Raw genomic sequence first — 14,461 nt, forward strand, 5'->3', positions numbered from 1 at the left:
AGGGAAACCGTAGCGGTAATCCTGAAAGCACGACATTGCTCACATTGCTTCCAGTATTTTCTTAGCCAGCCGGGTGCTGGCTTTTTTTTTGCCGCAAGCATGCCGGTCTTTTAAGACCCCATGCAGGGACAACTTCTGCAAGATTGCGCTATGGTAATGGCAGTCACCTTAACAAGGACTGGAACATGACCTTACATTGCGCATTCATTGGATTTGGCAAAAGCACCACTCGCTATCATCTTCCCTACGTACTCAACCGCAAAGCGAGCTGGCATGTGGCGCATATTTTCCGGCGTCACCCTAAACCAGAAGAGCAGCATCCGCAGTATCAACATATTCACTTTACCAGCGATATTGATGACATCTTTAATGATCCGCAGGTCAAACTGGTGATCGTCTGCACCCACGCTGACAGCCACTTCGACTATGCAAAGCGAGCGCTGGAAGCGGGTAAAAATGTGCTGGTGGAAAAGCCGTTTACGCCAACGATGGCGGAAGCGATCACCCTGTTTGAACTGGCGAAACGCAAAGGTCTGACGGTCACGCCGTATCAGAATCGCCGTTTTGACGCCTGCTTCCTGACTACCAAAAAGGCGATTGAAAGCGGTAAGCTTGGCAATATCGTTGAAATCGAAAGCCATTTTGATTATTACCGCCCGGTGGCGGAAACCAAACCCGGCTTGCCGCAGGATGGATCCTTTTACGGTCTGGGCGTTCATACCATGGACCAAATTATCTCTCTGTTTGGCCGACCGGATCATGCCGCGTATGACATCCGTAGTCTGCGTAATAAGGCCAATCCGGACGATACCTTCGAAGCACAACTCTTTTATGGCGATTTGAAAGCCATCGTCAAAACCAGCCACCTGGTGAAGATCGACTACCCCAAATTTATTGTTCATGGCACCAAAGGTTCGTTTATCAAATACGGTATCGATCAACAGGAAACCAGCCTGAAAGCCAATATCATGCCGGGTGAGGCCGGATTTGCCGCAGACGATAGCATTGGCGTGCTTGAGTATGTGAATGCAGCGGGCGAGACGGTGCGGGAAGAGATCGCGCCGGAAAAAGGCGATTATGGCCGCGTCTACGATGCGTTGTATGAAACGCTGGTGAATGGCGCGCCAAATTACGTCAAGGAATCTGAAGTTCTCACCAACCTTGAACTGCTGGAGCGTGCCTTTGAGCAGGCGTCACCTGCCACGGTAACCCTCGCAAAATAGCCTGAAAAGACTCCTCACAACTTGTTCACATTTTTTGAACAGAGGAGTCAATTTTCACCCTCTATGATCCCCGACCGATTGCGTCCACACTTACCCCATCGAAAACATACGGGGGTAAAAAACATGATCTTCTTACGCAAAGCAAACGACCGTGGCCACGCAAATCATGGCTGGCTGGATTCCTGGCACACGTTCTCTTTCGCCAACTATTATGACCCGAATTTTATGGGCTTCTCGGCGCTTCGCGTCATTAACGACGACGTGATCGATCCGGGGCAGGGTTTCGGCACCCATCCGCACAAAGACATGGAAATCCTGACCTATGTGCTGGAAGGGGCCGTTGAGCACCAGGACAGCATGGGCAACAAAGAGCAGGTGCCTGCGGGTGAATTCCAGATTATGAGCGCCGGGACCGGGGTACGTCACTCTGAGTACAACCCAAGCGATACTGAGCGTCTGCGCCTGTACCAAATCTGGATCATTCCGGAAACGAACGGCATCACGCCGCGCTACGAGCAGCGCCGCTTTGATGCTGCGCAGGGTAAACAACTGGTGCTGTCGCCGGACGCACGTAATGGGTCTCTGAAAGTGCACCAGGATATGGAACTTTACCGCTGGGCACTGTTGAAAGATGAGCAGTCGGTACACCAGATCGCCGCGGATCGCCGCGTGTGGATCCAGGTGGTAAAAGGGGATGTCACCATTAACGGCACCAAAGCCACCACCAGCGATGGTCTGGCAATCTGGGATGAGCAGGCTATCTCGGTTCATGCCGATAGCGACAGTGAAATTCTGCTGTTTGACCTGCCGCCAGTTTGATGTGGCTTAAATAAATGACGCAACCTTCTGGTTTTGGCCGGAAGGTTGCGCGTTGTCCGTGATAAACTGAGAAAATCTCTCTCTGTTTAAAATGTCAGGACGATGAAAAAGAAAAGACCCGTACTTCAGGATGTGGCCGATCGCGTTGGCGTGACCAAAATGACGGTCAGCCGTTTTTTGCGTAACCCGGAACAGGTGTCCGTTGCGTTACGTGGCAAAATCGCTGCTGCGCTTGATGAGCTGGGTTACATTCCCAATCGCGCTCCCGATATTCTCTCTAACGCCACCAGCCGCGCTATTGGCGTATTGCTTCCGTCGCTGACCAACCAGGTGTTCGCTGAAGTGTTGCGCGGTATCGAAAGCGTGACGGATGCGCACGGCTATCAAACCATGCTGGCGCACTACGGTTATAAAGCCGAAATGGAAGAAGAGCGTCTGGAATCGATGCTCTCCTGGAACATTGACGGCCTGATCCTCACCGAACGCACACATACGCCACGTACGCTGAAAATGATTGAAGTGGCGGGCATTCCGGTTGTGGAATTAATGGACAGCAAATCTCCCTGCCTGGATATCGCCGTCGGTTTCGATAACTTCGAAGCGGCGCGGCAGATGACCGCCGCGATTATTGAACGCGGTCATCGCGGCGTTGCCTATCTCGGCGCACGTCTGGATGAACGTACTATCATCAAACAGAAGGGTTACGAGCAGGCGATGCTGGATGCCGGGCTCACGCCGTACAGTGTGATGGTGGAACAGTCCTCCTCTTACACAGCCGGTATTGAACTGATGCGTCAGGCGCGTCGCGAGTACCCGCAACTGGACGGAATTTTCTGTACCAACGATGACCTGGCGGTAGGTGCCGCGTTTGAGTGCCAGCGCCTGGGGCTGAGAATTCCTGATGATATGGCGATCGCCGGGTTCCACGGTCACGACATTGGCCAGGTAATGGAGCCGCGTCTGGCGAGCGTGCTCACGCCGCGTGAACGTATGGGGCGTATTGGAGCCGAACGTCTGCTGGCGCGCATTCGTGGTGAAGCAGTTACGCCGAAAATGTTAGATTTAGGTTTCACTTTGTCACCGGGTGGATCTATTTAGTCTGACAAATTTGAAGTAGCTCACACTTATTTATCTCTGGCACGAATGGATATTGCTTCTCCGTTACCCCGGCAGGACAATGTTACCGATAACAGTTACCCGTAACAATTCACTCTTGCACCAGTGGGGGCCTCCCTTTGAGCACGACTAATCTTGATCACCACGTTTATGTCCTGATGGGCGTTTCCGGCAGTGGTAAATCTGCCGTCGCCAGCGAAGTGGCGCATCAGCTGCATGCCGCGTTTCTTGACGGTGACTTCCTTCATCCGCGCAGCAACATCACTAAAATGGCGTCCGGTGAACCGCTGAACGACGATGACCGTAAGCCGTGGCTACAGGCGCTGAACGACGCCGCGTTTGCCATGCAACGCACCAATAAAGTGTCGCTAATTGTCTGCTCGGCGCTGAAAAAGCATTACCGCGATCAGCTGCGCGACGGTAACCCGAACCTCTCATTTATCTATCTGAAAGGCGATTTTGATGTCATCGAAAGCCGTCTGAAAGCGCGTAAAGGCCATTTCTTCAAAACGCAAATGCTGGTAACCCAGTTTGACACGCTGGAAGAGCCGGGCGCAGATGAGCGTGATGTGCTGATCGTTGATATCGATCAACCGCTGGACGACGTGGTCGCCAGCACGATTGCAGTCATTAATAAAGGCAGTGCGCAGTGAGTACATTAACGCTTGTTTTAACAGCAGTAGGGTCGGTTTTACTGCTGCTGTTTTTAGTGATGAAAGCGCGTATGCATGCTTTCATGGCTTTGATGGTGGTGTCTATTGGTGCAGGGCTTTTTTCCGGAATGCCGTTGATTAAGATCGCGCAGACCATGGAAAAAGGCATGGGCGGTACGCTGGGTTTCCTCGCCATTGTGGTGGCGCTCGGCGCGATGTTCGGCAAAATTCTTCATGAGACCGGCGCGGTGGATCAAATCGCCGTCAAGATGCTCAAATCGTTTGGTCACAATCGCGCACATTATGCGATTGGTCTGGCAGGGTTGATTTGCGCATTACCGCTGTTCTTTGAAGTGGCGATTGTGTTGCTGATTAGTGTTGCGTTCTCAATGGCGCGCCACACCGGCACTAACCTGGTCAAACTGGTGATCCCGTTGTTTGCCGGTGTTGCGGCGGCCGCGGCGTTCCTGCTACCGGGGCCCGCGCCAATGCTGCTGGCTTCGCAGATGCATGCGGATTTTGGCTGGATGATCCTGATTGGCCTGTGTGCGGCAATCCCAGGCATGCTGATTGCGGGTCCGCTGTGGGGCAACTTTATTAGTCGCCATGTGCAACTGCATATTCCGGACGATGTTAGCGAGCCGCATCTGGGCGAAGGCAAAATGCCGTCATTTGCTTTCAGTCTGTCGCTGATCCTGCTGCCGCTGGTGCTGGTCGGGATGAAAACCATCGCTGCGCGCTTCGTGACCGAAGGCAGCAGCCTGTATGACTGGCTGGAATTTATCGGTCACCCGTTCACCGCGATCCTTGTGGCGTGCCTGGTGGCGATTTACGGCCTGGCAATACGTCAGGGCATGGCGAAAGATCGCGTGATGGAAATTTGCGGTCATGCGTTGCAGCCGGCTGGCATTATTTTGCTGGTGATCGGTGCGGGCGGCGTGTTCAAGCAGGTGCTGGTTGACTCAGGCGTCGGCCCGGCACTGGGCGAAGCACTGACCGGGATGGGACTGCCTATCGCGATCACCTGCTTTGTGCTGGCGGCGGCGGTGCGCATTATTCAGGGTTCCGCCACGGTGGCTTGCCTGACTGCGGTCGGTCTGGTGATGCCCGTGATTGAGCAACTGCACTTCAACGGCGCGCAGATGGCAGCACTCTCTATTTGCATCGCGGGGGGATCCATCGTGGTGAGCCACGTGAACGACGCCGGTTTCTGGCTGTATGGTCGCTTTACCGGTGCGACGGAAGCGCAAACCCTGAAGACCTGGACGATGATGGAGACCATCCTCGGCACCACCGGCGCGATTATTGGCATGATTGCCTTTACACTGCTGAGCTAAGGTTGGTATGCCTGGTTGATAAGGCAAAACCGCCATCTGGCGTTGAAAAACACCACGTTGTTTAACGTGGTGTTTTTTTTACCCGCGTCTGGCAAGGTGATATCAAACGCTGTTGCTTACCTCAAAGTCCCTCCGCAGCCGGGACAGACAGATAAAAATTGAAGAGGAGTAGGCTATCCCTTCATCCACACTCTTATCCCATCGAGGAACATTTGGGTGGCGAGCATTACCAGAATTAGCCCCATCAGGCGTTCCAGCGCATTGACGCCTTTCTCACCGAGCAGACGCAGAAACAACGATGATTGCAGCAGAATGGCCACCGTACCGCCCCAGGCAATCAGCAGCGCAATCACCAGATGCCCCATCTGATTCGGGTATTGGTGCGACAACAGCATCAACGTTGCCAGCAAAGTCGGGCCTGCAACCAACGGGATTGCCAGTGGCACAATAAAGGGTTCTTCACCGGCGGGAAGACCACTGCTGCCGCCAGACTCACTGGGAAAAATCATCTTAATGGCGATCAGAAACAGAATAATGCCGCCGGAAATGGAGACCGTCTCGGCGCGTAAGTTCAGCAACGCGAGGATCTTTTCACCAGCAAACAAGAAGATAAACATCACCAGCAGGGCGATCAGCAGTTCGCGGATCATGATGGCCCGGCGGCGCTTGGGCTCGGTATGTTTTAATACCGACATAAAGATAGGCAGGTTGCCCAACGGATCCATAATCAGGATCAGCAACACGGTTGCGGAGATGATCTCACTCATTCATTATTATCCCTGACACTTGCCACATAATTGCAGTAATTAGCTGCGTTTCTGATACATTCGCGATCATTGATTAATTTCACTTGCGACTTTGGCAGCATTTTGTAATGTGGTCATACCCCAGTTGGACACTGGCTCGCACAACAGCACACACCTCTGCAGGAACTTCGCTATGAAAAATGTTGGTTTTATCGGCTGGCGCGGAATGGTCGGCTCTGTACTCATGCAACGCATGGTTGAAGAGCGCGATTTTGACGCCATTCGCCCTGTCTTCTTTTCCACTTCCCAGTTTGGGCAAGCTGCTCCCGCATTCAGCGGCCAGGCAGCGGGCACACTTCAGGATGCGTTCGATCTGGAAGCGCTGAAGGCACTCGACATTATTGTCACCTGCCAGGGCGGCGATTATACCAACGAAATCTATCCAAAGCTCCGGGAAAGCGGCTGGCAGGGTTATTGGATTGACGCAGCCTCTTCGCTGCGCATGAAAGATGACGCCATTATTATTCTCGACCCGGTCAACCAGGCTGTGATTAACGACGGGCTGAACAATGGCGTGAAAACCTTTGTCGGCGGCAACTGTACCGTCAGCCTGATGCTGATGTCCCTCGGCGGGCTCTTCGCCAACGATCTGGTGGAGTGGGTCTCTGTCGCCACCTATCAGGCGGCATCCGGTGGCGGCGCGCGCCACATGCGCGAGCTGCTGACGCAAATGGGTCAGTTGCACAACCACGTTGCGGCGGAACTGGCGGATCCGGCTTCCGCTATTCTCGACATCGAACGCAAAGTCACCGCGTTGACCCGCAGTGGCGAGCTGCCGGTCGAAAACTTTGGTGTACCGCTGGCGGGAAGCCTGATCCCGTGGATCGACAAACAGCTTGATAACGGTCAGAGCCGTGAAGAGTGGAAAGGCCAGGCGGAAACCAACAAAATCCTCAACACCTCCAGCATCATTCCGGTTGATGGCCTTTGCGTACGTATCGGCGCGCTGCGCTGCCACAGCCAGGCTTTCACCATCAAACTGAAAAAAGATGTCTCAATTCCGACCGTGGAAGAACTGCTGGCGGCGCATAACCCGTGGGCGAAAGTGGTGCCAAACGATCGTGAGATCAGCATGCGCGAACTGACGCCTGCCGCAGTCACTGGCACGCTGACCACGCCTGTGGGCCGTCTGCGTAAGCTGAATATGGGGCCGGAGTTCCTCTCCGCTTTCACTGTAGGTGACCAGCTTTTGTGGGGGGCAGCCGAGCCGCTGCGTCGTATGTTGCGCCAACTGGCGTAAGCATAAAAAAAAGAATCAGGGGGTGCTTCGGCACCCCTTTTTTTATGCTTTTTTTCCGCAAATTTTCCGCAAATAAAAAGTGATGTTTTTATTTTCTCAAGAGTCTGAGCACGTTGGCTATGCTTAAGGTTGGGTATTTTCATATTTTGCCTGAAATGGGACGGTGCTGAGCAGATTCCCGAGGGGCTGCACCGTTCAGATCACATAAGTATCGCAACCGGACGTAACCACGGTGGAAGGTGCGATACCATTACAACAGGATGAGAACCATGTCCGTTGATGTTGATAAAAACGTGATTGACGCGCTAATCGCCGGTCATTTTGCCGATCCTTTTTCCGTATTGGGAATGCATTCCACCGACGCAGGTCTTGAGGTTCGTGCCCTGTTGCCCGATGCCACGGAAGTCTGGGTTATCGAACCGAAAACCGGACGCAAAGTCGGCAAGCTGGAGTGTCTCGACTCGCGGGGCTTTTTCTGTGGCGTGATGCAGCGCCGCAAAAATCCTTTCTATTATCAGTTTGCCGTTGTCTGGCACGGACAGGAGAACCTGATTGATGACCCTTATCGCTTCGGCCCTCTGTTGCAGGATGTTGATGCCTGGCTGCTGAGTGAAGGCACGCATATGCGGCCGTACGAAACGCTTGGCGCGCATGCCGATACGATGGAGGGCGTGGTGGGGACACGTTTTTCCGTCTGGGCGCCTAATGCGCAGCGCGTCTCCGTAGTTGGGCAGTTTAACTACTGGGATGGTCGTCGCCACCCCATGCGCCTGCGTCGTGAAAGCGGGATCTGGGAGCTGTTTATCCCCGGAGCGCTGAACGGGCAACTGTATAAATTTGAGATGATAGATGCACAAGGCAAACTGCGGATCAAAGCCGATCCTTACGCGTTTGAATCCCAGATGCGTCCGGACAGCGCATCGCTGATTTGCGGCCTGCCAGGCAAGAAAACACAGAGTGAAGAGCGCAAAAAAGCAAATCAGTTTGATGCGCCTATCTCTATCTATGAAGTGCACCTGGGCTCCTGGCGTCGACATGCCGACAACAATTTCTGGCTGAGTTACCGGGAATTAGCGGATCAACTGGTGCCCTACGCCAAATGGATGGGATTCACCCATCTGGAGCTGATGCCGATTAACGAACACCCCTTCGACGGGAGCTGGGGCTATCAGCCAACCGGGCTTTATGCGCCGACTCGCCGTTTTGGCACCCGCGATGACTTCCTGCATTTTATCCATACTGCACATGCCGCCGGCCTTAGTGTGATCCTCGATTGGGTTCCGGGACATTTCCCCTCTGATGATTTTGGTCTGGCGGATTTCGATGGCACCAAACTCTACGAACATAACGATCCACGTGAAGGTTTTCACCAGGACTGGAACACGCTGATCTACAACTATGGCCGTCGGGAAGTGAGCAACTACCTGGTCGGCAATGCGCTGTACTGGATCGAACGTTTTGGCATTGATGCGCTGCGTGTGGATGCGGTGGCATCGATGATATACCGCGATTACAGCCGCAAAGAAGGGGAGTGGATCCCCAATGAATATGGCGGGCGCGAAAACCTCGAGGCAATTGAGTTTTTACGCAATACCAACCGTATCCTCGGTGAGCAGGCTCCCGGAGCGGTCAGTATGGCGGAAGAGTCTACGGATTTTGCCGGCGTGTCACGCCCGGCTTCGATGGGGGGACTGGGTTTTTGGTTCAAGTGGAATCTGGGGTGGATGCACGACACGCTGGACTACATGAAGCTTGATCCGGTGTACCGCAAGTTCCACCACGACAAACTCACTTTCGGCATGCTCTATAACTACACCGAAAACTTTATTCTGCCGCTATCCCATGACGAAGTGGTGCATGGCAAGAAATCGATCCTCGACAGGATGCCCGGCGATGCCTGGCAGAAGTTCGCCAACCTGCGCGCTTACTACGCCTGGATGTGGGCCTTTCCCGGCAAAAAACTGATTTTTATGGGTAACGAATTCGCCCAGGGGCGCGAGTGGAATCACGATAGCAGCCTTGACTGGCATTTGCTGGAGGGCGGTGATAACTGGCACCACGGTGTTCAGCGGCTGGTACGCGATATGAACCACGCCTATCGCCATCATAAAGCGCTACATGAGCTGGATTATGATCCCTACGGTTTTGAGTGGCTGGTGGTGGACGATCATGAGGCTTCGGTATTTGTTTTTGTGCGCCGGGATAAGCAGGGTAATGAAATCATTGTCGCCAGCAATTTCACGCCCGTACCGCGCTACGATTACCGTGTGGGGATTAATCAGCCAGGTCGCTGGCGTGAAGAGCTGAACAGCGACTCTATGCATTACCACGGCAGCAATACCGGTAACGGCGGTGTGTTGCACAGTGATGCGATCGCCAATCGCGGGCGTGAACACTCGCTGTTACTGACATTGCCACCGCTGGGCACCATCTGGCTGGTCAGGGAGGGGGAATGACGAGACTGGCGGCCGGTAACGCCACACCACCCGGTGCGCATCTACGGGATGATGGCGTCAATTTTACACTCTTCTCCGCCCATGCGGAGCGTGTAGAACTGTGCCTGTTTGATGATGAAGGCAATGAGCAGCGCGTTGATTTGCCTGGCCGTACCGGGGATGTCTGGCACGGTTTTCTGGAAGGCGGTCGGGCTGGTCTGCAATACGGCTATCGGGTGCATGGCCCCTGGGATCCTGCGCAAGGGCACCGTTTCAACCCGGCGAAATTATTACTCGATCCTTGCGCGCAGCGCGTGGAGGGCGATGTGCAGGATAATCCGCTATTCCATGGCGGCGATGAGCAGCCCGATCCACACGATAATGCCGCTATTGCCCCGCGCAGCGTTGTGGTGCATGAAGTCTTCGACTGGGAGCATGATGCCCCGCCGCGTATTCCCTGGGGTAACACCGTTATTTATGAAGCGCACGTTAAAGGATTGACCTGGCTCCATCCCGATATTCCGGAAGCCATTCGCGGCACCTACAAGGCGCTGGGGCATCCGGTGATGATCAACTGGTTTAAACATCTTGGCATTACCGCGCTGGAGTTAATGCCGGTTGCCCACTTCACCAGCGAGCCGCGTTTGCAGCGGTTGGGATTAAGCAACTACTGGGGCTATAACCCGCTGGCGTTGTTTGCGCTGAATCCACGTTACGCCAGTGCGCCGGGGCAGGCCATTGTTGAATTTCGCGAGGCGGTGAAAGCGCTGCACCAGGCTGGAATCGAAGTGATCCTCGACATCGTGCTTAACCACACCGCCGAAATCGATCTCGACGGTCCGACCCTCTCCCTGCGCGGAATTGACAACCGTAGCTATTATTGGATTAGAGAGGATGGCGATTATCACAACTGGACCGGCTGCGGTAACACGCTGAACCTGAGTAACCCTGGCGTCGTGGCGTATGCCCATGCATGTCTGCGTTACTGGGTGGAGACGTTCCATGTGGATGGTTTTCGATTTGATCTCGCATCGGTGATGGGGCGTACGCCAGCGTTCAGCCAGCAGGCGCCGCTGTTTATGGCGATCAAGAACGATCCTGTATTACGCGACCTGAAATTGATCGCGGAGCCCTGGGATATTGGTCCTGACGGCTACCAGGTTGGTAACTATCCTGCGCCCTTTGCCGAGTGGAACGACCATTTCCGCGATGCGATGCGCCGTTTCTGGCTTGAAACATCGCTTCCCCTCGGGGAGTTTGCCGGACGTTTTGCCGCCTCCAGCGATGTCTTTAAACGCGGTGGCCGCTTGCCGTCTGCGTCGGTCAACCTGATCACCGCCCATGATGGTTTTACGCTGCGGGATTGCGTCTGTTTCAACCATAAGCACAACGAAGCTAACGGTGAAGACAATCGCGATGGCACAAATAATAACCACAGCAACAATCACGGGTTTGAAGGGCTGGGTGGCAACCTGGATGTGATTGAACGGCGGCGCGCCAGCGTACATGCATTGTTGACGACGCTGCTGTTGTCGCAAGGCACGCCAATGCTGCTGGCTGGTGACGAACAGGGGCACAGCCAGCACGGCAACAATAATGCGTATTGTCAGGACAATGCGCTGACATGGCTCGACTGGACGCAAGCCGATAGCGGGCTGGTTGCATTTACCGCCGCGTTGATCCACCTGCGTCAGCAAATTCCGGCATTGACCCGCGATACATGGTGGGAGGAGGGCGACGGTCATGTCGTCTGGTTAAACAACGAAGGAGCGCCACTCACTACGCAGGAGTGGCAACAGGGGATGCAGCGTTTACAAATTCTGCTGTCAGGCAATGTGCTGATCGCGATTAACGCCACGCCTGAGGTAGCGGAAATCATATTGCCCGAAGGGGAGTGGCGCGCCATTCCTCCCTTTGCCGGAGAAGACAACCCGGTCGTAATGGCTGTCTGGCATGGGCCAGCACACGGAGTGTGTGTATTTCAGCGGTCATAAAAATGGAGTCAGTCATGGTGAGATTAGAAAAGAACGACCCTACAATGTTGGCCCGTCAGCTGCCATTAAAGTCTGTCGCCCTGATCCTGGCAGGAGGGCGCGGGACGCGCCTGAAAGATTTAACCAACAAGCGTGCCAAACCTGCGGTGCACTTCGGCGGTAAATTCCGCATTATCGACTTCGCCCTGTCTAACTGCATTAACTCCGGTATTCGCCGTATTGGCGTAATAACGCAATATCAATCCCACACGCTGGTGCAACACATCCAACGCGGCTGGGCCTTTTTCAATGAAGAGATGAACGAGTTTGTCGATCTGTTGCCTGCTCAACAGCGCGTGCACGGAGAACACTGGTACCGCGGCACGGCGGATGCGGTGACGCAGAACCTCGATATTATTCGGCGCTACGGTGCGGAATACATCGTCATTCTGGCGGGAGACCATATCTACAAACAGGACTATTCGCGCATGCTTATCGACCATGTCGAGAAAGGCGCGCGCTGCACCGTTGCCTGTTTGCCGGTGCCCGTTCATGAAGCGACCGCGTTCGGCGTCATGGCTGTTGATGACCAGGACAAAGTGATCGACTTCGTCGAGAAACCCGCGCAACCGCCCAGTATGCCTGGCGATGACAGCAAGGCGCTGGCCAGTATGGGTATCTACATTTTCGATGCGGAGTACCTGTACGGCTTGCTGGAGCAGGATGATAAAGACGAAAACTCAAGCCATGATTTCGGCAAAGATATCCTGCCGAAGGTGGTAAAGGCTGGCATGGCGTATGCGCACCCTTTCCCGCTCTCCTGTGTACAGTCTGACCCGAATTCAGAGCCCTACTGGCGGGACGTGGGAACGCTGGAAGCTTACTGGAAAGCGAACCTTGATTTGGCCTCAGTGGTGCCGGAACTGGACATGTACGATCAAAGCTGGCCAATCCGTACCTATAATGAATCTCTTCCACCCGCGAAATTCGTGCAGGACCGCTCCGGTAGCCATGGCATGACATTGAATTCGTTGGTGGCTGGTGGTTGTGTCATTTCCGGGTCAGTGGTGGTGCAGTCGGTGTTGTTCAATCGCGTGCGCGTGAATTCGTTCTGCAATATCGACTCGGCTGTGCTGCTGCCTGATGTCTGGGTTGGGCGCTCCTGTCGGCTGCGCCGCTGCATTATCGATAGAGCTTGTGAAATCCCTGAAGGTACCGTGATTGGCGAAAACGCAGAGGAAGACGCCCGTCGCTTTTACCGTTCAGAAGAGGGGATTGTACTGGTCACGCGTGAAATGTTACGCAAACTGAAAGCCTGAAAGCCTTTATTTTAACCTTGCGCGGAAGGGGTCCGCGCGCTGTTTTCCCGCTAACGGCTTCGCTAACCGGGTGGTTTTGAACAGGAGCGATAATGCAGGTTTTACATGTATGTTCTGAGATGTTTCCGTTGCTGAAGACCGGAGGTCTGGCGGACGTGATTGGCGCGTTGCCTGCGGCGCAGATTGCCGGTGGTGTTGATACCCGCGTATTGCTGCCCGCTTTCCCCGATATTCGACGGGGTGTGACTGATGCACATGTGGTGTCCCGTCGGGACACTTTCGCCGGGCGTATTACGCTGCTGTTCGGGCATTTTAACGGTGTGGGAATATACCTGATCGACGCGCCGCACCTTTACGAACGTCCCGGTAGTCCTTACCACGACACAAACCAGTTTGCTTACCCTGACAACGTACTGCGTTTCGCTCTGCTGGGTTGGGTGGGCAGCGAAATGGCCACCGGGCTTGATCCATTCTGGCGCCCGGATGTGGTGCATGCTCACGATTGGCATGCAGGCCTGGTTCCCGCTTACCTTGCGGCAAACGGGCGTCCGGCGAAATCCGTCTTTACCGTGCATAACCTCGCCTATCAAGGCATGTTTTATGCACAACATATGGATGACATCCAATTGCCATGGTCGTTCTTTAACATGCATGGTCTGGAATTTAACGGTCAGATCTCATTTTTGAAGGCGGGATTGTATTATGCCGATCATATTACTGCCGTGAGTCCGACCTATGCACGGGAGATCACCGAACCGCAGTATGCGTATGGTATGGAAGGCCTGCTGCGTCAGCGGCAGCTTGAAGGGCGATTGAGCGGCATACTCAACGGTGTGGATGAAAAAATTTGGGACCCGTCCACCGATCTGTTGCTTGGCGCGCGTTATACGCGGGATACGCTGGAAGAGAAAGCGGAGAACAAACGCCAGCTACAAATCGCTATGGGATTGAAGGTTAACGATAAAGTTCCGCTTTTTGCGGTGGTTAGCCGACTGACCAGCCAGAAAGGCCTCGACCTGGTGCTGGAGGCGCTTCCGGGGTTACTTGAACAAGGTGGGCAACTGGCGCTGCTCGGTGCAGGCGATCCGGTGTTACAGGAAGGGTTCCTGGCTGCTGCCGCCGAACATTCCGGGCAGGTCGGGGTACAGATTGGTTATCACGAAGCCTTCTCGCATCGCATCATGGGCGGCGCAGATGTGATTCTGGTGCCGAGCCGTTTTGAGCCATGTGGTTTAACGCAATTGTATGGCCTGAAGTATGGGACATTACCGCTGGTGCGTCGTACCGGAGGGCTGGCGGATACCGTATCCGACAGTTCGCTGGAAAACCTGGCCGATGGCATCGCCAGCGGTTTTGTTTTTGAGGACAGTAATGCCTGGGCGCTGTTAAGAGCAATCAGGCGGGCTTTCGTGTTGTGGTCCCGGCCTTCGCTTTGGCGCTTTGTCCAGCGGCAGGCAATGGCCATGGATTTTAGCTGGCAGGTCGCAGCACAGTCGTACCGCGATCTTTATTTTCGGTTGAAATAGATTTCCAGGAATCA

At 54.4% G+C, this 14,461-nt stretch carries 11 protein-coding genes; 10 read left to right on the plus strand and 1 reads right to left on the minus strand.

Features of this window, described 5'->3' with window-relative positions; genetic code table 11:
• The first annotated feature begins 185 nt into the window (after positions 1 to 185).
• The 5 genes from O9K67_RS01820 to gntU all read left to right on the plus strand — a co-directional run bounded on the left by O9K67_RS01820 (position 186) and on the right by gntU (position 5,148).
• Positions 186 to 1,223, plus strand: coding sequence for an oxidoreductase (locus O9K67_RS01820; RefSeq protein ID WP_061492836.1), 1,038 nt, complete (start codon positions 186 to 188; stop codon positions 1,221 to 1,223).
• 123 nt (positions 1,224 to 1,346) lie between these two features.
• Positions 1,347 to 2,042, plus strand: a complete 696-nt coding sequence (locus O9K67_RS01825; RefSeq protein ID WP_061492837.1) for a pirin family protein — start codon at positions 1,347 to 1,349, stop codon at positions 2,040 to 2,042.
• 102 nt (positions 2,043 to 2,144) lie between these two features.
• On the plus strand, positions 2,145 to 3,140 hold the full coding sequence (gene gntR, locus O9K67_RS01830) for a gluconate operon transcriptional repressor GntR (protein WP_061492838.1): 996 nt from the start codon (positions 2,145 to 2,147) through the stop codon (positions 3,138 to 3,140).
• Positions 3,141 to 3,277: 137 nt separating this feature from the next.
• Positions 3,278 to 3,811: a gluconokinase gene (gntK, locus tag O9K67_RS01835; RefSeq protein WP_061492839.1), complete on the plus strand. Its 534-nt coding sequence runs from the start codon at positions 3,278 to 3,280 to the stop codon at positions 3,809 to 3,811.
• Positions 3,808 to 5,148 (plus strand): gluconate transporter, encoded by a 1,341-nt coding sequence (gene gntU, locus O9K67_RS01840; protein WP_061492840.1) that lies wholly within the window; start codon positions 3,808 to 3,810, stop codon positions 5,146 to 5,148. The genes gntK and gntU overlap by 4 nt, the downstream gene beginning before the upstream one ends.
• Before the next feature lie 173 nt (positions 5,149 to 5,321).
• Here gntU and O9K67_RS01845 read toward each other — a convergent pair whose 3' ends face one another.
• Positions 5,322 to 5,915, minus strand: a complete 594-nt coding sequence (locus tag O9K67_RS01845) for a YhgN family NAAT transporter (RefSeq protein WP_061492841.1) — start codon at positions 5,913 to 5,915, stop codon at positions 5,322 to 5,324.
• 172 nt (positions 5,916 to 6,087) lie between these two features.
• Here O9K67_RS01845 and asd point away from each other — a divergent pair, with 172 nt between their 5' ends.
• The 5 genes from asd (at position 6,088) to glgA (ending at position 14,447) form a co-directional block, all read left to right on the plus strand.
• Complete coding sequence (asd, locus tag O9K67_RS01850) at positions 6,088 to 7,194, plus strand: aspartate-semialdehyde dehydrogenase (RefSeq protein WP_061492842.1); 1,107 nt, start codon at positions 6,088 to 6,090, stop codon at positions 7,192 to 7,194.
• A 269-nt stretch (positions 7,195 to 7,463) separates the two neighbouring features.
• Positions 7,464 to 9,650, plus strand: a complete 2,187-nt coding sequence (gene glgB / locus O9K67_RS01855) for a 1,4-alpha-glucan branching enzyme (RefSeq protein ID WP_061492843.1) — start codon at positions 7,464 to 7,466, stop codon at positions 9,648 to 9,650.
• Complete coding sequence (gene glgX / locus O9K67_RS01860; protein ID WP_061492844.1) at positions 9,647 to 11,623, plus strand: glycogen debranching protein GlgX; 1,977 nt, start codon at positions 9,647 to 9,649, stop codon at positions 11,621 to 11,623. Before glgB ends, glgX begins: the two co-directional genes overlap by 4 nt.
• A gap of 14 nt (positions 11,624 to 11,637) precedes the next feature.
• Positions 11,638 to 12,921 (plus strand): glucose-1-phosphate adenylyltransferase, encoded by a 1,284-nt coding sequence (gene glgC / locus O9K67_RS01865; protein WP_061492845.1) that lies wholly within the window; start codon positions 11,638 to 11,640, stop codon positions 12,919 to 12,921.
• 92 nt (positions 12,922 to 13,013) lie between these two features.
• A complete protein-coding gene (glgA, locus tag O9K67_RS01870) occupies positions 13,014 to 14,447 on the plus strand; it encodes a glycogen synthase GlgA (RefSeq protein WP_061492846.1) in 1,434 nt (477 codons plus the stop codon).
• Positions 14,448 to 14,461 lie beyond the last annotated feature (14 nt).

This window comes from Kosakonia oryzendophytica (assembly GCF_027886705.1).
Lineage (GTDB): Bacteria > Pseudomonadota > Gammaproteobacteria > Enterobacterales > Enterobacteriaceae > Kosakonia > Kosakonia oryzendophytica.